Raw genomic sequence first — 24,177 nt, forward strand, 5'->3', positions numbered from 1 at the left:
GCCGGGGTCAGTCCCGGTTGTCGAGGTCAATGCCGGAGCCGGAGCAGTCGCGGCAGGTGTCGTTGTCGTAGAGGCCGGTGCCGTTGCAGGTGGCGCAGGCGTAGTGGTGGATCACGTGGGTTCACCTCCTTGGCGGGTGCAGGGGCAGGGCTGAGCGGGTGTGGTGGTGTCGCAGTCGGGCGGGTCGCCGTCGAAGTCGCAGCCGTAGCGGGCGCAGCAGGAGCAGAACGGGCACGGTAAGCGGGTCATGATCGGGTGCCGGTTCCTCGGCAGGTGGGGCAGGTTTCCGAGACTTCGATGACGAGGGTCTGGCCGGTGGGCTGGGGCTGGCTGCGGTAGGCGGTGATGGTGCCGGAGCCGAGGCAGCGGCGGCAGTAGGGCTGGTTCATGACGTGGTGTCTCCTCTCGTGATCCAGGCGGTGCGGTTGCCGCTGGCGTGGGCGATGGCGGCCAGGACGCGGGCGAGGTTGGTGGCGTCCAGGCACGTGACGGCCGGGCCGAGCTCGACCGGGATCCCGTCGGCCAGGGACAGGGCGATGCGCAGGACGGCGGCCTCGCTGCCGGAGCAGGGCATGCGGCCCCGGACGTGGGCGGCGTGGGCGGCCTGCCAGTCGATGACCGCGTACGGGGTGCGGGTGTAGGTGGCGGTGACGTAGTCGATGGCGTAGCGGCGGAACTCCGGCCGGTGCAGCCATACGCCGTGTTGGATGAGCAGTTCGACGGCGGCTTCCAGGGCGTAGGAGCCGCGTGCCCAGGCGCGGGCGGCTTCGATCAGGCGGGCCGGGGTGGGGTTCTTGGTCATGCGACGGGTTCCTTCTGCAGGTGGGTGAGCAGGTCGGCGGCCAGGTCGGGCGAGACGTGCATGCGGGTGGCGAGCTGGTCGCCGGTGATGGGCCGCTGGTGGGTGGTGTGGTGGTCGTCGGCCAGGCGGCGGGCGTAGGCCAGCAGCGCGGGCGACGGACCCGACTCGGCGTGACCTGACTCGGCCGGGCCGGAGCTGAGCAGCGGGGCCGGGTCGAGCTGCGGAATCTCCACGGCTGTGGCTGTCTCGGCGGGGCCGGGCTGTTCGTCGGCGTTGTCGTCGGCCAGCTCGGCCGTGTCGATGGGGGAGCGGTGGGAGGCGCGGCGCTCCAGCATGGAGACCGCGACCAGGAAGGCGACGGCGGGTGTGGCGGCGGTGATCCAGCCCCACACGCTCGGATGCGCGGTGGCCAGGTTGGCGGCCAAGGTGAGGACGATGCCGCCGGTCAGCACAAGTGCCGGCCACGAGATCGGGCCGTGGCGGTGGCGGCCGGTGCGCTTGTCGCGCTGGAGTTCGCGGGCGGCCATCACGCACATCAGGTCGATGCACACGGCGACCGCCCACGCCTGCCAGCCGTGCTGCCCGTGCCGGTTGGCCAGGTCGCTGATGTGGGTGAAGGACCCGACAGCGGCGATCACGGCCAGGACGACGACGGGGCCGGTGTCGAGCAGCCGGGCGCGGATGCGTCCCATGGATGGCACCTCCTTTCGGTTTCGGGCATGGGGCGGGTAGGGACCTGGCGCGATCAGGCCCGCGCCGGGCCGAGGTGGAGAAGTGGTTAGGTGGGTTCGCCTTCGCGGGCGAGCGCCTCCAACTCGGCGTCCGTGACGGTCACGGTGTCGGCGCCGGTGAGCAGGTCGGCCCAGGCGGGCGCGAGCTGGGCGTGTGCGGTGGCGGCGTTCTCGGCCGCTTCTTCGCTGACGTAGACGGAGCGGGCGCGGTACCAGCGGCCGTCATCGCCAACCACGATGGCGGTGCCGGGCATGCTGGCCGGGATCTGCCGGGCCGCGTCCAGGGCGGCCGGGTCGGTGTCGCCGAGGGTCATAGTGGCGGTCTCCGGGTCGTTAACCCGGTGGCAGATCCGGCCCGAAAGCTGGGAACGCAGGGCGGTGACGCCGGGGCCGAGGTCGGAGCCGACCCGTTGCCCGCACACCACCAGGTACACCCCGAACGCCCGGCCGAGCTGGGCAAGCCGCAGCAGGGCAGTGGCGGTGGTGGCGATCTCGTCCTTCTCGCCCTTGTGGGCCATCAGGAACAGCTCGGCCACCTCGTCCACCAGGACCACGACCGGCGTCGGCCGCAGGTGTTCGGGCAGCTTCCAGACGTTGCGGGCCTTGTTCGCCCGGCACAGGGCCATGCGGGTCTTGACCAGGCAGATCAGATCGTTGAGCAGGCCGACGCATTCGGCCCGCTCGGTGGCGATGGCTGACAGGCGTCGGCCGTAGGCGGTGAGTTCGACGCCGCCCTTGAGGTCGAAGCCGACCAGGGCGACCGGTTGCGCGGATAGGCCGGTGATCAGGGCGTTGAGCAGGGTGGACTTGCCGGATTGGGTGGCTCCGGTGATCAGCCAGTGCGGCACCGTACGGAAGTCGAGCACCCAGGGCGCGCCGGTCTCCAGCAGCCCGACCCGCACCCTGAGCAGCCCTTCCGACAGCAGCGGGATACGGATCTCCGACAGCGGATCTCCCCGGGTGGCCAGCAGCGTGACCCGGCCCGGCCGGGAGCTGATGAGCCGGACGGAGTGGACCCGCCAGGCGTGCGCGAGGTTGGACAGTCGGGCGGTGTAGTCGTCCGGCGTTTGCCCGTCCATGAGCGTGACGTTGACGCGGAAGCCGAGGCGGTGCGGCCGGATGAGGCCGAGCCGGGGCGGCTTGTCGATCTGCACCCGGCGGACCTTCCGCCGCTGTGCGAGGGAGACGGTGGCGTGGCCGACGACCGGCAGGCCGTCGAAGGTGTAGCGCCAGCGGCGCCGCTTCCGGGTGAGTGAGCAGCCGAGGGCGACGTTTCCCCAGGTGAAGTAGACGTGAGCGGTCTTGAGCGGGTAGCCCACGACCAGCCAGAACGAGACGGGGTGCAGCATGCGCCACACCATCAGGACCGTGCAGACCGAGGCCACGGTGATGGCCAGCGGGATCAGCCAGTCGGACATACTTGGAGCGTTCCTTTCGAACCTTCGAAAAGGGACGGGCCCCGGGAGCGGGCGGGTAGCTGCCAGGCGATGCGCCCGCTCCCGGGGTACCTACGGGTCAGGCCGCCTTCGCCGCGGCCAGGGTGATGGTCTCGGCGCGAAAGCCGAGCCCGGACCGGCCGTTCATGGACCAGAAGAAGGCCGCCAGGCCGACCGGGCGGACCTGCACGCCCTCGGGGATCTGCGGGAACGTCTCGCTCGGGAACGTCACCACGATCACCGGGTTGCGCCGGTCGTCGTTCGGCTTGGGCAGCAGCGGGATGGTGTAGAGCTCGCGGCCTTCGGCGTCGCGCTTGACTTCGCCGGTGGCGCGGTCGACGATCTTCGGCTCGGGCTCACCGGCGACGATGAAGGCCAGGCCGGTGATGTCGACGGGGATGTTACGCATGCTGAACTCCTCTGAAGGTTGCCTAACTTGGCTAGGCATCTTGCTGACGAGTCCATGTTGACCAGCATGGCTAGCCATGTCAAGCATCTCTGAGTAACTGGACTAGGCAACCTAGGAGAACTACGCTGGTTTGCGTGATGAGTCTCGATCCCGACGACCCCCGCCCGCCGTACCAGCAGGTCGCCAAAGCCTTGCGCGCCGCGATCCTGACCAAGAAGTTCGAGCCGGGCGAAAAGCTGCCCTCAGGCCACGACCTGGCGAAGAAGTACGGCGTGGCACGCATGACCATCCAGCAAGCCATCCGCCTGCTACGCGACGAGGGCCTGGTCGTCTCCCGCCAAGGCAGCGGCGTCTTCGTCCGCGAACGCACCGAACGGCCGGTCGAGCTGCGCCCCCACATCGAGCGCGCCTTCGAGGAGCCCAACGTCTCCATCGACTTCGCCGGATTCTCCGGCGAGACCCTCAACGGGATGCTTCAAGAGCCCCTGGACAAGATCCGGCTAGGACGGCTCACCCCCGAGTCCATCGCCATCCGCATCCTGGTCCCCGACATGGAACGCCCCATGTCTCTGCCGTGCCGCGCCGAAGACCTCACTGACGATCCCGTGATCCGGACCCGCGCCCTGCGCATCCAGCAGCGCAGCACCCAGGCCATCGCCGACGCCGTCCACGAGCTGGCAGACCTCGGCCTGGTCAAGACCGCCACCGTCCAGGTACGCGTCCACCAGACCGCACCCGCGTTCAAGTTCTACGTGATCAACCGCGAACGGGTGTTCTTCGGCTTCTACCCCGTCGTCAAGCACACCGTCCGCATCAAGGGCGAACCCCACGAGTTGTACGACGTCATGGGCAAAGACGCCCTGCTCTTCCACTACGAGATCACCGAAGATCCCACCTCGATGGCCTCGCAGTACGTCACCGAGACCCGCCGCTGGTTCGACAGCATGTGGACCACCATCAGCCGCGAGATCGAGCTATGACCACCGCAGCCGACCTCGTCCGCCAGGCCGACGCCGTCCTGCTCGACTTCGACGGCCCCGTGTGCAGCATCTTCGCCGGACTACCCGCACCCGTGGTCGCGGACCGGCTCAAGCAGGTGCTCGTCAAGGAAGGCGTAGAACTGCCGGAGGACGTCGAGGCGCTGGAGGACCCGCTCAAGGTACTGCGCAGAACCGCCGAGATCGCGCCGGAGCTAGTCGACAAGGTGGAGACCGCCCTCATGGGCAACGAAGTCGAGGCCGCAACCTACGCCGAGATCACGCCCGGCGTTCGCGAGTTCCTCGAAGCGTGCGCAGAGGCCGGCAAGCCGGTCGGCATCGTCAGCAACAACTCCGCACCCGCCATCGAGACCTTCCTTGCCCTGACGGCGTTGGAGGAGTGGGTCACCGCGGTTTCCGGGCGCCCCATCGGTGTGCCGGAGCAGATGAAGCCGCACCCGCAGTCAGTGCTGTGGGCGTGCAAGGCCCTGGGCGTCGAGCCAGCGCAGGCCGTGCTGATCGGGGACTCGGACTTCGACATGCAGGCCGCGCGTAACGCCGGAACCTGCAGTATCGCCTACGCCAACGAGCCGGGAAAGGCCGACAGGCTCACCCAGGCCGGGGCCGACGCAGTGACTGCGAGCATCGTCGAACTGATTGGCAAGCAGTAGCGGAACAAGATCGACAGTCGCGCAGGGGAGTGCGTGATTCAAACCTTCCCTACGTCATCAAGCCGCCGCCCGTTGGGCGGCGGGCGGCCGGGCGGTCCGGGCGGGCGTGCGGCCTCTCCGGGCCGGTCCCGCCCGGCCACCCCGCCGCACCAACAAACTCAGCCAAAACGACGAAGCGGGCATCCACCAGCACCATGCGGGACGCCGACTGCCGGACAGAGCCGACGAGGTCAAAGCATGCCTCCGGCGGGAGCACTCCGGCACCGAGGTGATCGCCACACGGCCCTGAACGTAGATGGGGTGGCTGGGGGCTGATCACCTCGCACACCATCGACTCAGGCAAGCCCAGCAGACCGGCTCCTCCGTATCAAGCCCGGCTCTGACCGCAGGACAACGCATGATCGAGGAACGGCGAATGGCGAACGTACACGCGAAGCCGAGCTTGACACTCCGTCCCCGGCCCGCTGCCGCTACGCGGTGAGTCGACGGCGTACGAGGTGATCAGGTGGACGGGCGCTGCTGGGAGCAGCACTGCTTGTAATGGTCACTGATCACGGCCTTCCGGAAGAACTCGTCCGCAATTTATTTGCCTCTCAGATAATCAAGGCGTTGTTGCTTCAGGCGCTCGATATCCCAAATGAATCGAGCCGCGGGTTCCTCGATCCCCTCCAAGGGTCGCTCGATCTTCGCGAAGGCCCGAAGTGCATCGTGTGCTACGGGTATAGCCTGCAATGAGCGGGCGCCTGAGAACCAGCTCTCGATGACTTCCTCTGTAATCGGCAGCGGACGAGTCCAGAAGTCGTCCGCTGGTTTGGCATGGAAATCCTCAAGCTTCTCAGGTGCCTGTTGCACTAACCTCAATGTGGCCCAGCGAGTGATTCCAGGAGGAATGCTCGCGCCAATCTCGTCCAAGTCCCGAACGAGCTTGTCCAGTCTGGCGACGAGGTGTTCGGACAGTACTTTCGCGATCCCGTAGTTATCGAGCCTTAGTTGGTCAAGAAGTCGGTCCGCAACGTGGTGTGCGAGCGTTTGAGTGTCGAACGAATTCGCTGGCCGGGAGGACTCTGGCAGACTCCCGTCCAAAACTTCTAATATCCCAGAGGGAGCTTCCCTGATCTCGCTCATGAGTTGCCGCTCGCTCTTGATCAGATGACAGCACAAGAAGAAAAAGATCTGCACCGCAGGTCCAAGTATATCCGCATGAATGGTGTCGCGATGATAAGCGGCATTGCGGTATCGATGCAAGATTTTCAGGCAGTCGCCGTACTCGATTGCAAGTGTGTGCCGTTCATCTGCAAAGACGTAGTCCACGAGTGCATCGAAGTTGCGGTCGATTTGCTTTTTCTGCCTATTTGATAGGGTTTTGGCTTCGATCTGTGCCTTAAGTTTCTGGCCCTCTTCGTCATCGGGCTCGACACTCCGCATACTGTAGGCCATGCTGTTGTACATTTCCGCCTCAAGCATGTTTGCGCCCGCCGTACGCCTTAGGGATATCTCGGCGGCATTGTCCAGCAGTAGGAGAGCGAGCCGTCCGTGCGGGATATCGCCCCATGCTGCAAGGCGCTTCGCCTCCCATAGCTGCACGACTGTTCGTTCCAACTCATCCATAAACGACGCCAATGATTTCACCTCAGTTGCTTGTGTTGCGAGAGGGCCGATGCATCAGAACGGCAGACCCTCGGTCTCTTCGGTGCCGGGGGCGCGATGCTTCGGAAGAAGCTCCAGCGGGGCTCCAAGTGCCTGAAATATGTCAACCGCACTTTCTAGAACGATGAATGCCCGACGAAGGTCTTCTTCCAAATGTAGCTCTGATATCTCTCCGCAATCGCCATCCCAGCCCATGTCTCCGGGATTCCGGACATTTTCAAGTCTGGGAGCGAGCTCCCAAGGTACCCGGATGTCGTTGCCTTGTATTTCCACAAGTAGGACAATGACTGGCTCTCGTCGGGCGTGTGGTCCTGGTGAGCTATAGCCAACGTGCACAATCGCATGAACCAATTGATTGCGACGAGCCAGCAGCCATCTTATTTGTGCAAAAGCGTTGTGAAGATCATTGGCTTTCCCTGTTGATGTGGCAACGGCGCGAATGATCTCTAGCGCCCGGCTTGCTGGTAACTTTTTCGCCTTGGTTGCTGCTGGGAGCCACTTGGGACGATGTTCAGTAATCAATCGGAGTAGCGTATGCAGAAGGTCTTCGATTTCTGCAGCCTGAGCCATAAACATGCCCCGGAGTTCGCAAATTCTGCGCGCTTCAATGCTTGCATTGACGCGATCATCCAGATCGTCCGCGTAATCCTTATGCTCGTGAGCTGCTCTCAGTTCGTGCACTCCCCGCCAGGATCGAACCGTCAATTCAGGCCACATGGCGCCTCCTGTTCCTCCTCGGCTACCCTCAGCATCATCGCCGATGACCGATGATCCGCGCGATCAGATTTATGCCGATCTTGCACTGGCTCGAAGTGACCCTTCGTGGGGGCACATCCGGAGTTCATGGGTTCGACGCAGCAAGGGCGCCCTAGAGTGACTAACTGGGTGACAATCGAGGTGTACTGCCGCAGACGTTCGCGGACTTCTGAAGACTGAGTACCCAGGTAGGGCGGCACAACTGGCCCCGCTGCGATCCACAGCAAGTGGCTTCGCATCGAAGGGGTCAGGGGTTCTCTGCACCCAAGTCAAAGGCCCGGTTCCAGATCACGGAGCCTGGTCTTCGCTACGGCTTTTGATCAGTTCCGCCAGTCCCGTTCGGGGAGCCTCAGCCATATGTCGGGTGGACCGGTGATCGCCTTGGCGTCGGTCAGGCGCAAGCCCATGCGGGCACAGCAGTAGGCCACGGCGTGGTGGTGGTAGAGGTAGGTGGCGAGGATCTCCTCGGCGGGGTCGTCCGGGTACACGCCGCCGCCACCGGGGTGGGTGTCCCCTTCCTCCAGGACGCCGTCCCGGAAGACTGTGCCGTGATGGCCGCCCTTGGGGTTGTCGTACATTCCGTAGCAGACGGTGCCTGCTGACAAGCGCTTGGCGACTCCTGGCGTGTTGGGGAGGTATCCCCATGGTTGGCTGACGATGCATCCGCCGGGTACGTCCGTGACGCCGACGACGGTCTGGCTGTCGTCGAGGTGCCCCCCGAGATCCTCGTTGATCGCCGCGACGTCCCCGTCATCGGCCGGGACGGCCTCCAGTCGCCGTGCCGCCTCGGCTGCTGTGATGTCGGCCACGCAGGCCATGCCCAGCCCGAAATAGTCGAGATCCCTCAGCGCGCCGATGAGACGTCTGGCTTCCGTCACGGCGGCGGTCTCGCTTGGAGACAGACCGCTTACACCGGGCGGGATGCTGAACAGAGCTGGGGTGGGGCCGGCCAGGCTGAGCCGTCCGGGGGACCAGCCGTTCATCATGGGCCGCCACGGGTCCGCTCCGGCGGCTACCAGGACGCGCGCGTTGTCGGGACGATTGGCGAAGACAGCTGTCCAGAGCGCGGTACGGCCGGGATACTCCTCGTCGTCATTGTCAAGGAAGTCGACATCGGCGATGCGCTGGGCCAGCTCCGTGACCGCCTCGGGCGAGTCGTTCTCGGCTGCGTCGTGCAGCAGGAAGTACTGCTCCGGGTCCGGGGCTGCGTCGATCTCAGGCCGGGTGCGGACAGGGTCAGGATCGGTCTGATCGTCTCGGCCGTCGTCGGGTAATCCGGGTCCGTCGTTGATGGCCACGGCACTCCTTGAAGGGCACGTACTGGAAGCGGGTGTGGCCAATGATGACGTACGACGCCGACAGATCCGGATTGGCCAAGGAAGGCGAGTCGATAAGAACAACGGTCTCGGGGCCCCGGTCGATTTGGGTGGTGAGATGCTGAACGAAGTCAGCGAAAAGTCAGCGGACCCGCTGACACGGGAGCGTAGCCGAGATCAACGGACGTCATCCCTGCCGCGCTCGACGACACCGGATAGCATCCGGTGATCGGAAGCGGCATGTCCCACCGGGGTTCGCATCGAAGGGGTCAGGGGTTCGAATCCCCTCATCTCCACCCAGGTCAAAGGCCGCTTCCAGAGTTTTGGAAGCGGCCTTTGCGTTGCTGGGTGACTAAGTGAGTGACTACGGTTCATCCATCAGGTCCGTTTCCCTCCGGCCCTGCGGCGCTCAGGGATGAGGTGTCTCCACAGTGAGTGATTCCGGCCCCGCGACAGTGTGGGTGTTTCTGGGCGAGGACGCTCAGTGGCCCTCCGGTGTGTTCCGGACGCGGGATCGTGCAGAGTCCTGGATCAAGGCCGCCAAGATGACGGGGATGCTCACGGAGTACCCCCTCGACACGGGCGTCTACGACTGGGCGATTGAGCACGACCACTTCCGGCCGCGCGCCGCTCATCAGCAGACCCCCTCGTTCGTGGGACGCTTCACGACTGCGCATCAGGAGCACTTCCACTACACCGATGGGGATCAGGACTGAAGGCAGCACGACGAGACGGAAGTCGCGTTGATCACGAAGACCTAGGCCGCCATGCCGCGACGAACGTTTCGGGAAGTTGATGGGGAACGGGTCGAGGGCGTGTCACGGCCGGTGTTCATCCGCAATGCCGGCCGATACTTCCTGACCGATCTGGTGATCTATGCCGATGGCGCAATCGACGCCTGGGGCCTGACGGATCTGGATGGGCTGCGACGGCATTTGGAGACCGGCTGGGTCGCGACGTCGCTGAAGCCAGGGCAGTGGGCGTCCGCTCATCAACTTGCGTCCTGGAAGCTGGCGGAGCCGTCGATGTCCGTGACGGCGGACGACCTGTTGGGCCAGGTAGCCGATGCGATCGAGCAGCTCAACGGGCGCCCGGACTCCTCCCGGCGGTGCTGGCTGGCGATCGAGAAGTACATGGACACCAGGTCCGAGGAGGATCGGCGTGCGCTGCGGCAGGCGTACCAAGCCATTCCGGAGATCGATCGAATCTATGTTCTGGGGGACATGGACCGCAAAGACGTGCCGCTCCGGGTCTTGATCGCTGAACTCGGTGAGCCTCTGCCGGTGCAGTGGCAGCCATACGACCCCGAGGTGGTGACCGAAGACGACCGGGCAGAGGCGATTCGCTACTTCGAGGAGGTTCTCAGTTATCGGAAGACTCCGCGGCCTGCTCCGCCTGACGACCCCGAGCCCTTAGAAGCAGGCGCGATCACTCTGTACCAGACCGTCTTCCCGCACGGGTGGCCGGAGGATCCGGGCATCCTGGTCCTGCGCAACGAGTACCCGGCCGACATCGAGGTCGGGAGTGTTTCCTATCCGACGGTCACCCATGCCTATTGGGCCCTGTCCACGGCGGACCAGGCGGCGCGCGAGCAGATCATGATGGCCGAGCGCCCTTACGACGCTGAAACCCTCGCCAAGGAGACCGGCCGCGTCGACGGTTGGGCGACCGTCCGGGCAGCCGTCATGATGCGACTGCTGCGCGTCAAGTTCACTCAGCATCCGGCCCTTGCTGAGATCTTGGTCGGCACGGGGACCGCCCGCATCCACTACACCGGCACGGGGTCGGACTATTGGCACGAGGCAGGGGAGCGGGGCCGTAACTGGATGGGCCGCCTGCTGGAACTGGTCAGAGCTGAACTCCATGCCGAACGACTTGGGCTCGCGACGGATGGCTGAGTCTGCGAATAGGGCTCAGCAAGATTCTTGATCGGTACTCGGTGATGAGCTGAGGCCGTGACGATCGCCGACTTCGGCTCCCACGCCGCCGTGTGTCGCGAGTCCCTGGGCGCCACATCCGCGGGGTCATCCCCCTGCTCGTGCGTCTACGAGAACGGATCGATGTACGGGCGGTCTCTCACCCGGTCATAGATGCGGCGCAACCACGGCTGCTGAACCGCCGTCAGCCGCTCCAGCGTGCGGAGGAACACTCGCCCATCGGGACAGAAAAGAGTGTGTGGCAGCAGCGGGGGCGGATCATCACGGCGAACGACGGCTGGCATCCCGTACGCCGCCGGCATGAGCCGCCGATCATCGTTGAAGGCCAGGTACGTCCACACGTCCGCAGCCAGCGGCACCACCGTTCCTGCGTCACACGGCCATATCTCACCGGTCTGCGGATGCTTCGGCGCCAGTGCGATGTCCGTGATCGCGGCGGACAGCCCGGGCCCGGCCAGGACGAGGTGTCGTTCCGGTGATCCCGGAGGGAGAAGACTGTCGATCGCCCGGCGAAACGCCTCTGCGACAGGCCCATCAGGGAGAGACACCCGCCTACCACCCGAAACCACCAGCAGGTGCGCCAGTGCCACCGCGACCGCGGCCTCCCACACCGGGCTCCAGAAACCACGCGAATCAACGGGCGGGGTGCTCGGCAGTTCCGCCCAGTCCATCACCCGCTGGACGGGGCCATCGACGGCGACAGGACATACGGCGTCCGGCTCCAGCCACACCACCTGCCAGAACCCGCAGTCGTCGACGCGCGTCGCCACCGGACAGCCGCACTCCGCGCACGCCAGGTTGGGACCGTACTGGCCGTCCCAGCCACAACAGCAGCCGCCTAACCGCTCCGGGATGAAGACGGTTCCGCGGACGTCGCCCGGCGCGATCCCGATCCTGTTCGGGGGTCCCGTAATGCCGTACATCTGGAGTCGGACGCCATGCTCTTCCAGCTCGGGCTTCCTTGGTTCCCAAGGCCGGTCGTCTCCAGGGTCCACCGCGTACGTTCCTGGCTCCAGAAGACCGGGGAGCAGGTCATGGCTGTACTTCTGACCAGAGTGGTCGGGAAGCGCCACCCGCGCCACCCTCGCGGTCATCACAGCGCCGCACCCCGCACAGGAGAAAACGACCAAGCAGCCTCCTTCGTCGTAACGAGGCGATCATGGTGGCACAACATCCCGCCTCGCGTGGAAGCGTTCAGAATCACTGTGTCTCAAGGCCGCCCGAGGATGAAAAGGCTTCAGTTATCGCGAAGTATTGGTCGAAGACTGAGATGAGCAGGTCGGCCAACCCTGGGGTGGTGACCGCCGCCCATTGCTGGGCGAGGCCGAGGAACCCGGAGAAGTGCTGTTGGGCTGTAGCGAGCAGGCCGGAGAGCTCGCCGCGAGTGATCTCGATGGACGGAGAGTCTTCATCGTCCTGCCGGAGCTGGATGACGTGACCCACGTGTGTGATGTGTGGCGTGGGGTCGTGCCCGAGCCAAGATTCTTGCCCGCGAGCCACGTCCCACCAGTCCCGCCAGTTCTCCAAGCCGAAACAGCAACCGGGCGAGACGGTGACGTTGGTGGTGGTGTCGCGGAAGCGCAGACCGCCCGGAGCGCTCAGGCCTTCCGCTTCGGCGAGATGTCGTTGCAGATGCGCCTCGGTCAGGTCGGCGGCGTGCGTGACGGGGATGTTGTTGTAGCTGAAGATGACGGCCATGGCCGTCCCGACGTCGGCGAGAGACATCCGCTCGGACAGGGCGAGAAGGCAGTCACTCAACGGCTCCGCGATCGGCCAAGCCGTGAAGTCCACCGCGTCGTCGGTCTCCAGGACGACTTCAACGATGACCATGGCTGGCAGTATCCAGGCATAGCGCGTACGTGTCGTTGCTGGAGGTACGAGGAGGGCTCGCCGGCAGGTTGGAAGGTCAGGGGAGCCAGCGAACTTGCTGACACGGGAGCGCAGTAGAGAGCAACGGATGCCATCCTCTCGGCACTTGACGACGGATGGCGTTGCAGAACTCAGGCCCATCACGACCTGGTGCCGGGCGCGCGGCCGGGCAGCCCCGGCTACCCCTTCGGGTGGGACGACGGCAGACGGGCAGGCAGGAGTGTCGCACACCCTTTAGCGTCAACCGCTCCTTGACGCTCCAGCTCTTTAAGATCGTGCAGTCTGCGAAGACCACGCCTGTCAAGTCGACCATGATCTGTACCGCAGGGCGGTGGGACATTCATAATGGCGCCTCATGACGACAAACGGACGGTGGGTCTCATACAGCCTGCTCGGGTTCGCAATTCTGTGGCTTGCCGCCACGTTCCAGTTATTCCGACAGCTCCATGGCATGATCGACATGCCTGACCCGTTGATTACAGCGACGGGGTTGGTGTGGCTGTTTGCTCCACCGCCAGCCTTCGTGCTCGCCCTCATCTATCGCAGAGACGCTGCCGCCATCCTGTCCGGCATCGCCATGGGCCTGGTGGGTCTGCTGACCCTATCGTTCATCGCATCCCTGGACTGATGAAACGATCGGGCAAGCACTGGATTGATTGACAAACTGAGTGAATCAGGGATGCCTCAGGCCACTCAAACATGCACGTCGATGCACACAGGCAAACCGGTTGACCTGCTCACGCCAGGAAAAGCGATCAATCCGAGTGTTTCGCATCGAAGGGGTCAGGGGGTCGAATCCCCTCATCTCAACCAGACACAGCAAGCCCCGTCCGGGATGTGATCGGACGGGCTTTTGTGCTGTTCAGAGGCGGGATCTCGTCTGATCGGTCCGCCTTGAACCTAGGGCTGGCCGCCCTGAGGGACCGTCGATCACCAGTCGACGATGAGGTTCTTGGGTGGGGTTGTGATCTTGACGGGTTCTCCCCACCCTCGATAGATGATGTTCATCGTCATGGTCTCGGCCTTGCCTTCAGTGAACCTGATGATGGCGTGGAAGCGTCGTGGCAGGTTGTCCGGGCCCGCCCATAGTTTCCAGGTGATCAGTCTGCGCTTCCAGGCATCCACCTCCTCGGTCCCGAAGACCATCCCGGCCTGCCGTTCATCCACCTCGGGAACGGTCACCGTGCCGCTGTGGAGGGTCGTCTTCACTCCCTCGAACATTCCGCCGTCGGTGCTGGTCGCGCCGTGAGAGGCGCCCAGCTTAAGGAAGCCCGGGTTGATCCCGTCGATCAGGTTCTCTCTCCGGATGACCCCCGACAGGTCCCGGTCATGGTTCCATTTTCCCAGTGTCTGCGGCGACTTCCAGATGTACTTGCCGTTCTTGGAACGCAAGTAATGCTGCCAGTAAAACTCCCGGCCGATGCTGATTCCCCGGGATCGACCTTTTCCATATGGTCCGTGGGAAATCTCCGTGGTGTCGGAGGCGTACACGCCTGAAGCCCTGAAGCGGTACACACCGGACACCTTAACGGTGTTCACGACGATCGAGGGCCCGCCGCGTCGCTTGACGGAGAAGCGCACGCTGCTCTTCTTCTTGAACTGCTTCTTGATGGCTTCGACGACGGAGTTGAGAGACTTCGATTCGGGGGCCGCGTGTACGGCGCCGCCGGGAATCACGACGCTTAGCAGGCCGGCCACTACCAGCGCGATGCTCATGCGTTTCATGCGCCGATCATCACGGACGATGATCTCACTCTTGTCACAGCGACTTCCCTACCCAGCATGATCGGCCAGATCGAGGAGAGTCTGACGGGATCCCGTCTGGTCATCGCGATCGGGCGGGATCTTGTCGTTTCGGGAGTTTCGGTCGGGATCGTCCTGGGTTGGGAGCTGCGGAGCGGGTGTCCAGGGAGGCCCGGGTGGTGTCAGGTCGCTGGTGGAGGACGGAGTTCGCGTCGCTGGGCATGGCGATGGCAATGATCAGGCCCTTGACCTACACCCCACAGTGTCGGGGTGGCGGGATCCGCGACCCGGCCCGACGGCACATCGATGGAGCCCCGCTCACGTCAGGACGCCACAGGTGGCGAGGTGGACGAATCGGCGGTAGACCTCTTCCGGGGCAAGGTCGGGCCGGGTGTCCAGCCACCAGATGAGCAGCCCCATCAATCCGCTGACCAGGAATGCCACGGTCGGTTCGAGCTCGATTGCGTCCGTAGCCGGCCGTGCTCGCCGCAGGTGATCGGTGAAGACCTCGGTCAGCATTCCTTTCGCGATGGAGACGACCTTGGCACTACCTCGGCCTCCGATCAGGGACTGGTAGAGCTGACGGTTGGCCCCGGCCAGCCGGAAGATGAGCAGCGCAGGAAGCAGTGGATCGTCATCGGCGGCCGCAGGATCGCCTGGACCGGCAGAGGCTTTGGCGATCATCGCGCGGAGATGATCGCTGCCGCTCTCGACCAGGAGGTCGTCCTTGCTGTTGTAGTGGCTGTAGAAGGTGGATCGGCCGACATCGGCGTGGTCGAGGATGTCCTGCACGGTGACGCGTGTGTAGCCCTGGGCCATGATGAGCTCGATCAGAGACTGGTGCAGGAGTGCGCGAGTCCGGCGCACTCGCCTGTCGCCGTCTCGCTGCATGGCTTCCTCCGCCCGTTCAAGGCCAGTTCGGGAGATCTGTCCGGTAACGGACGGATCCGGCGAACTGCTTCTTGAGCTCACCTCCGAAGCACATCAATCATGAACAGTATGTTCACTAACCGTACTGATGTCCATGAAGACGCCCGCCCGTCGTCCTTCGTACCCGCCCTCGGCCACGCGGCGCTCACGCCGCTCTATGCGGCGCTGAGCGGGATGACAAGGCCGACGCTGCGCCGCTTCCTGCGTCGAACCGGCATCGAGCCGGATATGACGGTCCTCGACCTGGGCTGCGGCACCGGGACACTCGCTCTGCTGATCAAACAGGCTTATCCGACGACGAGGGTCATCGGGCTCGACGTGGACCCGGCCGTCCTCGAGGTCGCTCGCGAGGTGCTCGCACGCGCCCATGTCGACGCCGAGCTGCATCAGGGCACAATCGAGACCGCTGAGTTCCCGCCCGGGTCCTTCGACCGGATCCTGACGACCTTCGTGCTGCATCATCTGACCACCGAGGAGAAGCGGTCGATGCTCGCCGCCTGTCAGCGCCTCCTGCGACCGGGCGGACAGCTGCACGTCGCCGACCTCGGACCACCCAGCACAGCGCTGATGAAGCTCGTGTCCCTCCCTCTGCGCGCACTCGGCGGCGAACGCGTCGCGGCCAACCTCTCAGGGGCGATCCCTACGCTGATGCGCGCGGCCGGCTTCACCGAGGTGTCCCAAGTCAGCGCGTCCAGCAGCGTCCTCGGCACCATGACGCACTGGAGGGCCACGCTCCCGGCACAGGCCGACTCCGCGCGTCACGGCGATCACCAAGGGCGCACGCGATGACGACGCAGGAGACCCGGGCCTTCCGCTGGACTCCGGCGCACGTGATCGGGCTGCTGGTGCTGTGTACGGCCCAGGTCCTCGACGGCGTCGACGTGACGGTCGTGAACGTCGCACTGCCCGCGATTCGCCACCATCGCGCCGCAGGGATCGGTCTGGAGCAATGTGATCCTGCCGTCCCTGATCGTGTGCACCGGCCTCGCGATCGTCATCGTCCCGTCCACGATCGCCGCCCTGAACGACGTCCCGCAAGCAGACACCGGCGTCGTGTCCGCGCTGCAGAACGTCAGCCTCCAACTCGGCGGGGCCCTCGGCCTCGCCATTCTTTCCAGCGTCGTCACCGTGCGCACCACGGACCTGCTGGCCGCCGGGGAATCACCGGCGCTCGCCCTCACCTCGGGCTTCGGGGTGGGTTTCGCCATCACCGCCGGGCTCATGGTCGCCGCGGCGACCGCGGCGGCGCTCATGCTCCGCGACCACGGGCGCGGCGAGCGAGTGGACATGAGCAGGCTCAGCCAGCCCGGTTTCGACGAATGACCAAGCGTGGCTTCCTCCGGGACTCGATCGGCACCAGCGACTCGGCCTCGTCCAACGGCTATGCGATCGGCCAGGCCGTGAAGTCCGCCGCGTCAGCCGGCGCGGTCGAGACGAGAGCTGTTGTCGTACGACTCGCGGGCGTCGAGCAGTTCGTCCCAGTGTTCCTGCGTCCAGGCGCAGGCGATCGCCATCGGCCTGAGCATGCTACGGCCGAGCGGGGTGAGCCCGTACTCGACATGCGGGGCGGCGCCGGTGTAGACGGTGCGTTCGACCAGACCGTCCCGTTCGAGGGAGCGCAGCGACTGGGTGAGGACCTTGGGGGTGACGCGACTCAGCGGCACACGCAGCTCGGAGAACCGGCGCGGCCCGTGCTCGAGGCAACGGATGACGAGCGCCGCCCACTTGTCGCCGAACCGGATCGGATTGAGCGAGGACGGGCACAGCTCGTCGAACATGTCGGCGGGCAGAGGTTCCCTCATGGCCTCACGATAACCGGTATCCCCGTGGTAACCGCAGCCCTCGGTAGCGTCCGGGAAGCGGCCGGGCGAACGGGACCCGGCCCCGGTGAAAGGCGGTTCTCCATGAACATTGTGGTCTTCGGCGCGGGCGGCAGAGCCGGTAGGCAGGCCGTCGCCGAGGCGGGCCGGCGGGGGCACCGGGTCACCGCCGTGGTGCGTGACCCCGCGAGCCACGGCGATCTGACCGACGTACGCGTGGTGGCGGGTGACGTCACGGACGGGACGAGCGTCGCACATGCGGCCGCGGGCCATGACGCGGCCATCAGCGCCGCCGCTGACCTGTCCGCGCCGCCTCACGAGTTCTTCACCGCGTCGGCCCGCGCCCTGACCACCGGTCTGGCGGAGGCGGGCGTGCGCCGGCTGGCGGTGGTCGGGCTGGCATCGATCATGCCCGGGGCTTCGGGTGCTCCGCTGATGGACGAGCCCGGTTACCCCAACGAATACCGCGCCTTCTACCTCGGCCACGCGGCGGGTCTCGCCGTGCTTCAGGAGTGCGACCTCGACTGGGCGTACGTCGCTCCGGCAGGCGACTTCGACCATGCCGGAACGCGCACCGGCCGGTACCGGATCGCCGACCATGCGGACCCGGCCAGCAGGATCACGTACGCGGACTTCGCGGTGGCGCTGCTCGACGAGATCGAGGCCCCGCACCAACGCCGTGCCGCCGTCAGCATCGGGGAGGCGTGATCCCCTAGGTACATCCAGGTGGCCTCCGACCGCGGCGCGGACCGCCATCCGGCGCGAACGGGTCAAGACGGGGACCCCGGTGGCAGGAAACCCAGCAGATCGCTCAGGCGGGTACGGGCTCCTGGTCGGCATCGTGAAAGGGCGGATAGCTCTCGCCGGCCATGCGCTCGGCCGCATCGATGTAGTCGGCAAGAGCGTCGCGGGACTGAGCGAGCCGGTCCATCTGATCGTCCAGTCGCCGCAGCCGTGACCTCATCGCGGCCAGCAGCTCGGGACATCCGAGCAGCTCGGGGGCCTCTCCGACCGCACAGGGCAGCAGGTACGCGATGTCCTCAGAGGACAGACCGGCACCGAGCAGGTGCCGGATCTGCTTCACCCGCAGCACGGCGTCCTCGTCGTACTCGCGGTAACCGTTCGCGCCCCGGTCTGCCGCCAGCAGCCCCTGGGCTTCGTAGTAGCGCAGCTGATGGGCGTTCACACCCGTCCGGCGACTCAATTCCCCGATCAGCACCGAAACCTCACTTGACCTTCATACCGGTATCAACGTTGACGATGCTGCCATGGACAGCACAACCAATGCACCCGTGACAGTCATCGGACTCGGACTGATGGGCCGCGCGCTCGCCGGCGCCTTCCTGAAAGCCGGGCATCCCACAACCGTGTGGAACCGTACAACCTCCAAGTCCGACCAGCTGGTAGCCGAGGGTGCGCGGCGGGCGCCGACGGTCGGTGACGCGATCGAGGCAAGCTCCCTGACGATCATCTGCGTCACCGATTACCAGGCCATGCACGAGCTGCTCGGCGCGAGCGACGTCGAGCTGGACGGCACGATGGTGATCAACCTGACCTCGGGTGACTCGGCCCAGGCCCGGGCGGCCGCTCGATGGGCCGGGCAGCGCGGCGCCCGTTACCTGGACGGCGCCATCATGGCCATCCCGTCGGCGATCGGGACCGCCGAAGCGGTGATTCTGCACAGCGGGCCGCAGCCGGACTTCGACGCGCACAAGTCGACGCTCGACGCTCTCGGCACCGTCACCTACCTTGGTGCGGACCATGGGCTGGCGTCCCTGTACGACGTGGCCGGCCTCGCCATGATGTGGAGCGTCCTGAACGCCTGGCTCCAGGGCACGGCCATGCTCAGGACGGCCGGTGTCGACGCCGCGACGTACGCGCCGTTCGCGCGGCAGATCGCTGCCGGTGTGGCCGAATGGCTGCCCGGGTATGCCGAGCAGATCGACAGCGGCTCCTTCCCGGCCGAGGTGTCGGCCCTGGAGACCGACGTGCGGGCGATGGCACACCTGATCGAGGAGAGCGAGGCGGTGGGTGTCAACGCCGAGCTGCCGAAGTTGATCAAGGCTATGGCCGACCGCTCGATCGCCGCAGGACACGGCGGCGAACAGTATCCCGTGCTGATCGAAGAATTCAGCAAACCCCGCGACTCGTGAACACCCCATCAGGTCGGAAGGTCCGGTTCCGGGATCTTTTCAGCGGTGGGCGAAGCCTGTGCGGTAGGCGAAGACCACGGCTTGGACGCGGTCGCGTAGGTCCAGTTTGGACAGGATTCGGGAGACGTAGGTGCGGACGGTCTCGACGCTGATCACCAGCTCCGCGGCTATCTCGGCGTTGGACAGGCCGCGCGCGATCAGGCGCAGTACCTCGCGTTCGCGGGGGGCCAGCGCGGCCAGCGGATCCTCGGCCGGGGTGGGGGTCGCCGGGTGGACGCGCTCGGCGAAGCGGCCTATGAGGGTGCGGGTCACGGTGGGGGACAGCAGGGACTCGCCGCGGGCGACCGTGCGGACGCCGTTCACCAGCTCCAGCAGGGGGGCGTCCTTGAGCAGGAAGCCGCTGGCTCCGGCGCGCAGGGCTTCGTAGACGTACTCGTCCACGTTGAACGTGGTCACCACCAGCACCTTCGGCGGCGCGACGACACCGGGGCCGGCGATGCGCCTCGTCACCTCGATGCCGTCCATCAGCGGCATGTGGATGTCCATGACCACCACGTCCGGTTTCAGGTTCGTGACCACCTCGAGCGCGGCTGGGCCGTCGGCGGCCACGCCGACCACTTCCATGTCCGGCTGTGCGTCGAACGCCGTCATGTAGCCGGTGCGGACGATCTCCTGGTCCTCGCAGATCGCGACGCGAATGGTCATTCGGCACCGCCTACGGGGATAGACGCGTGCAGCCGGAAGCCGCCGTCCGGTTGCTCGCCCGCGGTCAGCTCGCCGCCCAGCGCGCCCACCCGGTCGCGCAGTCCGGCCAGGCCGCGGCCGCCGGAGAGGTCGCTTCGGGCGCCTACGGAAACCGCGGCGGCGGCGTTCGTCACTTCGACCTCCACCCGGTCGTCCCGGTAGTCGACGCGCACCGTGGTCGGGCGGCCTTCGGCGTACTTGACGGCGTTCGTCAGGCCCTCCTGCACCACCCGGTACATGGCCAGCCCCACGCCGGCCGGGAGTGCGAGCCGGTCGCCGTCCCCCACCAGGTCGACCGGTTGGCCGCCGTTTCGGGTCTGTGCCACCAGATCTCGTACGGTTCCCGCGACGGGCACGGCTGACTCTCCGGTGGCCTCCAGCACCTCCAGCAGGTACCGCAGTTCGGCGAGGGCTCGGCGGCCGGCGTGGCCGATCGTGGACAGTGCGGTGACCACGCGGTCCGGCGACGTGGCCAGGAACTGCGTGGCGTCGGCCTGCACGACGATGCCGGTGACGTGGTGGGTCACCACGTCGTGCAGTTCCCGGGCGATGCGGGCCCGCTCGGCGGCGGCCGCGGCCAGGGCGGCGCGCCTCCGTTGTTCGGCCTCGTCGAGCCGTCGCCTGCGTACGAAGACGCCGAGCACCCAGCAGGCGACGAGAACCAGGTAGAACACCAGGAACTCGCTCAGCGCGTTCGGTGAGCCGAGCAGGTGTACGGCCACGCACAGCACGACGTACGCGGCGGACGCCACGACGGCGATGAGGCGCCGGAACCGCTCCTGGTGCGCGCCCACCGAGTACAGCGCGAGGTAGATGGTCACGGTGCCGAACTCGTGCGGGTAGCCGGCCGCCTCATGGACCGCGAACGACGCGCCGATGATCGCCAGGCACGCGGCGGGCCACCGGGTACGCACCGCGAGGGGCAATGTCTGTGCCAGGACGAGGACGATCGCGAACGCGTCAGCCGGGCGTCTTGGCAGGTCACCGAGCTGGGCGCTCATGACCGACAGCGCCGGGACGAACGCCAGCCCGGTGAACGCGACGGCCGGCCACAGGTCCCTCACCGCGGCGTCGTGGACGCGCCACCGGTCCCGCAACCTGCGTGACAGGTCGCCGACCCTGGTCCCCCCCATGGTGCTGAGCCTAGCGATCTCTGGCCTCCGGTTTTACCGCGTTTGTCCCTCAAATGAGCTACACGGAATGTCCGCAGCGCGGTGATTCGGGACAGGGCTCTCAACTCCTACCTTTCTTGCCAGCTGCCGGAACCACGGTCAACCGCGAACCAGATCGCGGCACAACGGCACTTCGGAGGAGAGCACCATGGGAAGCACCAACCGCGGACGAATCGTCGTCGCCGGCATCCTGGCCGGGCTCGCGGCGACGGGGGCGACGGTCGGCGGACAGCCAAGGAGCGCCGCGGCCGAGGTGGGCGCCGGCCACGTCCAGACCTCGATCAAATGGGGCGGCTGTCCGGAACTCGCGCCGGGCGTCAAACGGGACCCCAGGCAGACCTGCGGCACGGTCAAGGTGCCCCTGGACTACCGCCATCCCCAGGGAGAGACCATCACCGTCGCGGTCTCCAGGATCGCCACCGCCAAGCCCGGCAAGAAGCGCGGCGCCTTGCTGTTCAACCCGGGCGGCCCGGGACTCGGGGGCCTGGACATGCCCGGCAAGATGGCACCTACGCTGCCGAAGTCGGTGCTGAACTCCTACGACCTGATCGGGTTCGACCCACGCGGCGTCGGCCACAGCACCCCGATGAGTTGCGGCCTGACCGACTCCGGCTTCCTCAACGTGTTCGCCTACCCCGGCGCCGGCGGCTCGATCGAGGGCAACGTCACCAGCGCGCGCGCCGCCGCCGAGCAGTGCGCCGCGGTCGGTGACAAGCTCCGGTTCTTCACCACCGCGAACACCGCCCGCGACATGGACCGGATCCGCCAGGCACTCGGCGCGCGGAAGATCTCCTATTGGGGCCAGTCCTTCGGCACCTACCTCGGCGCGGTCTATACCTCGTTGTTCCCCCACAACACCGACCGGATGGTGCTGGAGAGCAACGTCGACCCGAGCAAGGCGTGGGCGAAGATGCTGGACACGTGGAACCAGGGCATGAACGACCGGTTCCCGGACGCCGCCCGCGTCGCCGCCGCGAACGACACCGAGCTCGGGCTGGGCGGCACCGTCGACGAGGTCACCGACACCTTCCTCACGCTGGCCGACCACCTCGACCGGGAACCGGCCGCGGTGCCGGGCACGCCGGCGGCCGTCAACGGCGCGCTGCTGCGCGCCATCACCTACCAGATGTTGCTGCACAACGAGACGCTCGCCCCGCTCACCCAGTTCTGGAAGGCGGCGGCCGACCTGTCCGCCGGCAAGGCCCCGACAGACGCGGGCGTCGCCGTGCTCAAGCAGGTCTTGGCCGACGCCGTGGCCGAGCCGGGCGTGCCGGCGGACAACCAGGTCACCATGGCTCTGGCCCTGATGTGCGGGGACACCACCTGGTCGCGCGACGTGGACTCCTACGCCGGCGCCACCTCGGCCGCCCGCGCGAAGTACCCGCTGAGCGCCGGCATGCCCAACAACATCCGGTCGTGCGCGTTCTGGTCCACCAAGCCGGTCGAGCCGCTGGTCAAGGTCACCTCGCACGGTCCGCGTAACGTCCTGATCCTGCAGAACCGCCGCGACAACGCCACGCCGTGGGCCGCGGGGCGGGGAATGCGCGAGGCACTGGGGGATCGCGCCGGCTTCGTCGGTGTCGACAACGGCGGTCACTACGTCTACGGCACCGGCTCGACCTGCGCCGACAAGGCCACCGTCGCGTTCCTGACGAAGGGAACCCTGCCGGGCAAGGACCTCGCCTGCGACGGTCCTCGGTCCTGACCGTCAAACCGCGGCCCCGCCCTTCAGCCTCCGGTCCACGACCGGGGGCGGCCCTCGGGCGGCGGGCGGGGTTGGGGTGCTAAGCCCTGGTGAGCCAGGTGACCTGGGCGCCGTTGTCGAAGGACTCGCGCCGGGTGGGGGTGAACAGGGTCGGGCTGAACTGTCCGGAGAGCATGGGGATGCCCGCGCCGGCCACCACGGGGTAGCTCTTGAGGATGATCTCGTCGATCTCCGGGAGCAGGGAGGCGGCGAGCTTGCCGCCGCCGCAGAGGTAGATGTCCATGCCGGTGTCCTCGGCCTTCAACCGCCGGATGAGCTCGACCGGGTCGCCGGTCTCCACCCGCACCGTGGGGTCGTCGATCGTCAGCGTGCTGGAGACGACGTACTGGCGCAGGTGGGCGTACGGGCTGGTGGTGGGGACTTCCAGGGCCGGCTCGTAGGTGCCGCGGCCCATCACCAGGGTGTCGAAGACCTTGTTGGGCGTGCCTTCCAGGCCGACGAGCTTACGGACATGGGTCGGGAGCGTCTCGGGGTAACGGTCGTTGATCCAGGCGGCCATCTGGTCCGACACGGGGTAGAAGTCGAACTCGGCGTTGGGGCCGGCGATGTAGCCGTCGAGCGAGACGGCGATGTAGTAGACAAGCTTTCGCATATTCAATCACTCTCGATGTAGTACTCTGCTTGGAGTGGTCAGAACGTAGTACTACAAACGGAGTGGTGTCAAGTGCGGAGGAATCCCGAGCGGCGGCTGGCGCTGATCGACGCGGCCATCGAGGTGCTGGCCAAGGAGGGCGCGCGAGGGCTGACCTTCCGGGCCGTGGATGCGGAGGCGGCGGTGCCCCCTGGCACGGCGTCCAACTACTTCGCCAACCGCGACGACCTGTTCACCCAGGTCGGCGGACGCATCTATGAGCGGCTGCTGCCCGACGAGGCCACGATGGCCCGCGGCATGGAGGGCGTGCAGGACGAGACCCGCTACACCGAGCTCATGCACGAACTCGTGGAGCGGGTCTCCGCCTTCAACTCCGGCTACCTGGCCCTGTTGGAGCTCCGGCTGGAGTCCACCCGGCGCCCTGAGCTGCGCGCCGTGCTGACCAAGCGCATCCGCCAGGACATCGACGACAACATCGGCTACCACGCGGCCTCAGGGCTGCCCGGCGACTCGACCGGGGTGGTGCTCCTCTACCTCACGCTGAACTGGCTCATCGTGGAGCGGCTGACCCTGCCCGACATCTTCACCGAGCAGGAGATGCGGGAGCTGGTGGACGCCGCCGTGCGCAGGTCGATGAAGGCCTGACCTGTTCTCTGCGGCGATTCAACAGTCCGACCCGGCGGAGTGCTCTATCCCAAGACGAAACC

The 24,177-nt window shown here is 66.4% G+C and carries 28 protein-coding genes; 11 read left to right on the plus strand and 17 right to left on the minus strand.

Annotation, left to right across the window (positions count from 1 at the left end):
• Positions 1 to 245 precede the first annotated feature (245 nt).
• From ACZ6YG_RS23850 to ACZ6YG_RS23870, 5 genes are all read right to left on the minus strand, one after another.
• Entirely contained in the window at positions 246 to 389 is a 144-nt protein-coding gene (locus ACZ6YG_RS23850) for a hypothetical protein (RefSeq protein ID WP_466019234.1), read from the minus strand.
• Complete coding sequence (locus ACZ6YG_RS23855) at positions 386 to 802, minus strand: hypothetical protein (RefSeq protein WP_466019235.1); 417 nt, start codon at positions 800 to 802, stop codon at positions 386 to 388. The genes ACZ6YG_RS23850 and ACZ6YG_RS23855 overlap by 4 nt, the downstream gene beginning before the upstream one ends.
• Positions 799 to 1,494: a DUF2637 domain-containing protein gene (locus tag ACZ6YG_RS23860; RefSeq protein ID WP_466019236.1), complete on the minus strand. Its 696-nt coding sequence runs from the start codon at positions 1,492 to 1,494 to the stop codon at positions 799 to 801. Before ACZ6YG_RS23860 ends, ACZ6YG_RS23855 begins: the two co-directional genes overlap by 4 nt.
• Before the next feature lie 86 nt (positions 1,495 to 1,580).
• Positions 1,581 to 2,951 carry an FtsK/SpoIIIE domain-containing protein gene (locus ACZ6YG_RS23865; protein ID WP_466019237.1) on the minus strand — a complete coding sequence of 457 codons (1,371 nt, stop codon included), beginning with the start codon at positions 2,949 to 2,951 and terminating at the stop codon, positions 1,581 to 1,583.
• 97 nt (positions 2,952 to 3,048) lie between these two features.
• Positions 3,049 to 3,378 carry an SCO3933 family regulatory protein gene (locus ACZ6YG_RS23870; RefSeq protein ID WP_364233215.1) on the minus strand — a complete coding sequence of 110 codons (330 nt, stop codon included), beginning with the start codon at positions 3,376 to 3,378 and terminating at the stop codon, positions 3,049 to 3,051.
• Positions 3,379 to 3,515: 137 nt separating this feature from the next.
• Between ACZ6YG_RS23870 and ACZ6YG_RS23875 the strand changes: the two genes are divergently transcribed.
• Entirely contained in the window at positions 3,516 to 4,358 is an 843-nt protein-coding gene (locus ACZ6YG_RS23875) for a GntR family transcriptional regulator (RefSeq protein WP_466019388.1), read from the plus strand.
• Positions 4,355 to 5,026 (plus strand): HAD family hydrolase, encoded by a 672-nt coding sequence (locus tag ACZ6YG_RS23880; protein WP_466019238.1) that lies wholly within the window; start codon positions 4,355 to 4,357, stop codon positions 5,024 to 5,026. Before ACZ6YG_RS23875 ends, ACZ6YG_RS23880 begins: the two co-directional genes overlap by 4 nt.
• 582 nt (positions 5,027 to 5,608) lie before the next feature.
• Here the strand turns inward: ACZ6YG_RS23880 and ACZ6YG_RS23885 are convergent.
• The 3 genes from ACZ6YG_RS23885 to ACZ6YG_RS23895 all read right to left on the minus strand — a co-directional run bounded on the left by ACZ6YG_RS23885 (position 5,609) and on the right by ACZ6YG_RS23895 (position 8,727).
• Positions 5,609 to 6,655 (minus strand): hypothetical protein, encoded by a 1,047-nt coding sequence (locus ACZ6YG_RS23885; RefSeq protein ID WP_466019239.1) that lies wholly within the window; start codon positions 6,653 to 6,655, stop codon positions 5,609 to 5,611.
• 33 nt (positions 6,656 to 6,688) lie between these two features.
• Positions 6,689 to 7,390: a hypothetical protein gene (locus ACZ6YG_RS23890; protein ID WP_466019240.1), complete on the minus strand. Its 702-nt coding sequence runs from the start codon at positions 7,388 to 7,390 to the stop codon at positions 6,689 to 6,691.
• Between the two features lie 359 nt (positions 7,391 to 7,749).
• Positions 7,750 to 8,727, minus strand: coding sequence for an ankyrin repeat domain-containing protein (locus ACZ6YG_RS23895; RefSeq protein WP_466019241.1), 978 nt, complete (start codon positions 8,725 to 8,727; stop codon positions 7,750 to 7,752).
• A 449-nt stretch (positions 8,728 to 9,176) separates the two neighbouring features.
• Between ACZ6YG_RS23895 and ACZ6YG_RS23900 the strand changes: the two genes are divergently transcribed.
• On the plus strand, positions 9,177 to 9,461 hold the full coding sequence (locus ACZ6YG_RS23900; protein ID WP_466019242.1) for a DUF7710 domain-containing protein: 285 nt from the start codon (positions 9,177 to 9,179) through the stop codon (positions 9,459 to 9,461).
• 51 nt (positions 9,462 to 9,512) lie between these two features.
• Complete coding sequence (locus ACZ6YG_RS23905; protein ID WP_466019243.1) at positions 9,513 to 10,643, plus strand: NADAR family protein; 1,131 nt, start codon at positions 9,513 to 9,515, stop codon at positions 10,641 to 10,643.
• A gap of 146 nt (positions 10,644 to 10,789) precedes the next feature.
• Here ACZ6YG_RS23905 and ACZ6YG_RS23910 read toward each other — a convergent pair whose 3' ends face one another.
• Complete coding sequence (locus ACZ6YG_RS23910; RefSeq protein WP_466019244.1) at positions 10,790 to 11,755, minus strand: hypothetical protein; 966 nt, start codon at positions 11,753 to 11,755, stop codon at positions 10,790 to 10,792.
• A 127-nt stretch (positions 11,756 to 11,882) separates the two neighbouring features.
• Entirely contained in the window at positions 11,883 to 12,512 is a 630-nt protein-coding gene (locus ACZ6YG_RS23915) for a hypothetical protein (RefSeq protein WP_466019245.1), read from the minus strand.
• 394 nt (positions 12,513 to 12,906) lie between these two features.
• On the opposite strand from ACZ6YG_RS23915, the gene ACZ6YG_RS23920 reads away from it, so the two are divergent.
• Positions 12,907 to 13,179 carry a hypothetical protein gene (locus tag ACZ6YG_RS23920; RefSeq protein ID WP_466019246.1) on the plus strand — a complete coding sequence of 91 codons (273 nt, stop codon included), beginning with the start codon at positions 12,907 to 12,909 and terminating at the stop codon, positions 13,177 to 13,179.
• A 302-nt stretch (positions 13,180 to 13,481) separates the two neighbouring features.
• Here the strand turns inward: ACZ6YG_RS23920 and ACZ6YG_RS23925 are convergent, their stop codons facing one another.
• Both ACZ6YG_RS23925 and ACZ6YG_RS23930 read right to left on the minus strand, forming a co-directional pair.
• Positions 13,482 to 14,276, minus strand: coding sequence for a hypothetical protein (locus ACZ6YG_RS23925; protein ID WP_466019247.1), 795 nt, complete (start codon positions 14,274 to 14,276; stop codon positions 13,482 to 13,484).
• Between the two features lie 336 nt (positions 14,277 to 14,612).
• On the minus strand, positions 14,613 to 15,185 hold the full coding sequence (locus ACZ6YG_RS23930) for a TetR/AcrR family transcriptional regulator (RefSeq protein WP_466019248.1): 573 nt from the start codon (positions 15,183 to 15,185) through the stop codon (positions 14,613 to 14,615).
• 108 nt (positions 15,186 to 15,293) lie between these two features.
• On the opposite strand from ACZ6YG_RS23930, the gene ACZ6YG_RS23935 reads away from it, so the two are divergent.
• A complete protein-coding gene (locus ACZ6YG_RS23935) occupies positions 15,294 to 16,013 on the plus strand; it encodes a class I SAM-dependent methyltransferase (protein ID WP_466019249.1) in 720 nt (239 codons plus the stop codon).
• A gap of 162 nt (positions 16,014 to 16,175) precedes the next feature.
• A complete protein-coding gene (locus ACZ6YG_RS23940) occupies positions 16,176 to 16,547 on the plus strand; it encodes a hypothetical protein (RefSeq protein WP_466019250.1) in 372 nt (123 codons plus the stop codon).
• Positions 16,548 to 16,639: 92 nt separating this feature from the next.
• Here ACZ6YG_RS23940 and ACZ6YG_RS23945 read toward each other — a convergent pair whose 3' ends face one another.
• Complete coding sequence (locus ACZ6YG_RS23945; protein WP_466019251.1) at positions 16,640 to 17,026, minus strand: winged helix-turn-helix transcriptional regulator; 387 nt, start codon at positions 17,024 to 17,026, stop codon at positions 16,640 to 16,642.
• A gap of 102 nt (positions 17,027 to 17,128) precedes the next feature.
• On the opposite strand from ACZ6YG_RS23945, the gene ACZ6YG_RS23950 reads away from it, so the two are divergent.
• Positions 17,129 to 17,752 carry an NAD(P)-dependent oxidoreductase gene (locus tag ACZ6YG_RS23950; RefSeq protein ID WP_466019252.1) on the plus strand — a complete coding sequence of 208 codons (624 nt, stop codon included), beginning with the start codon at positions 17,129 to 17,131 and terminating at the stop codon, positions 17,750 to 17,752.
• A gap of 103 nt (positions 17,753 to 17,855) precedes the next feature.
• Here ACZ6YG_RS23950 and ACZ6YG_RS23955 read toward each other — a convergent pair whose 3' ends face one another.
• The gene (locus ACZ6YG_RS23955; RefSeq protein ID WP_219552471.1) at positions 17,856 to 18,263 is read right to left on the minus strand and encodes a MerR family transcriptional regulator; all 408 of its coding nucleotides are present in this window, start codon (positions 18,261 to 18,263) and stop codon (positions 17,856 to 17,858) included.
• 49 nt (positions 18,264 to 18,312) lie between these two features.
• Between ACZ6YG_RS23955 and ACZ6YG_RS23960 the strand changes: the two genes are divergently transcribed.
• Complete coding sequence (locus ACZ6YG_RS23960; protein WP_466019253.1) at positions 18,313 to 19,197, plus strand: NAD(P)-dependent oxidoreductase; 885 nt, start codon at positions 18,313 to 18,315, stop codon at positions 19,195 to 19,197.
• Between the two features lie 39 nt (positions 19,198 to 19,236).
• On the opposite strand, the gene ACZ6YG_RS23965 is transcribed toward ACZ6YG_RS23960, so the two are convergent.
• Both ACZ6YG_RS23965 and ACZ6YG_RS23970 read right to left on the minus strand, forming a co-directional pair.
• Positions 19,237 to 19,902: a response regulator gene (locus ACZ6YG_RS23965; RefSeq protein WP_466019254.1), complete on the minus strand. Its 666-nt coding sequence runs from the start codon at positions 19,900 to 19,902 to the stop codon at positions 19,237 to 19,239.
• Complete coding sequence (locus tag ACZ6YG_RS23970; RefSeq protein WP_466019255.1) at positions 19,899 to 21,074, minus strand: sensor histidine kinase; 1,176 nt, start codon at positions 21,072 to 21,074, stop codon at positions 19,899 to 19,901. Before ACZ6YG_RS23970 ends, ACZ6YG_RS23965 begins: the two co-directional genes overlap by 4 nt.
• A 187-nt stretch (positions 21,075 to 21,261) precedes the next feature.
• Here ACZ6YG_RS23970 and ACZ6YG_RS23975 point away from each other — a divergent pair, with 187 nt between their 5' ends.
• Positions 21,262 to 22,818, plus strand: coding sequence for an alpha/beta hydrolase (locus tag ACZ6YG_RS23975; protein ID WP_466019256.1), 1,557 nt, complete (start codon positions 21,262 to 21,264; stop codon positions 22,816 to 22,818).
• A gap of 79 nt (positions 22,819 to 22,897) precedes the next feature.
• Here ACZ6YG_RS23975 and ACZ6YG_RS23980 read toward each other — a convergent pair whose 3' ends face one another.
• On the minus strand, positions 22,898 to 23,470 hold the full coding sequence (locus ACZ6YG_RS23980) for a dihydrofolate reductase family protein (RefSeq protein ID WP_466019257.1): 573 nt from the start codon (positions 23,468 to 23,470) through the stop codon (positions 22,898 to 22,900).
• Between the two features lie 72 nt (positions 23,471 to 23,542).
• Between ACZ6YG_RS23980 and ACZ6YG_RS23985 the strand changes: the two genes are divergently transcribed.
• Complete coding sequence (locus tag ACZ6YG_RS23985; protein WP_148029050.1) at positions 23,543 to 24,115, plus strand: TetR/AcrR family transcriptional regulator; 573 nt, start codon at positions 23,543 to 23,545, stop codon at positions 24,113 to 24,115.
• The last annotated feature ends 62 nt before the right edge of the window (positions 24,116 to 24,177 follow it).

Source organism: Nonomuraea sp. NPDC054003, from assembly GCF_055585125.1.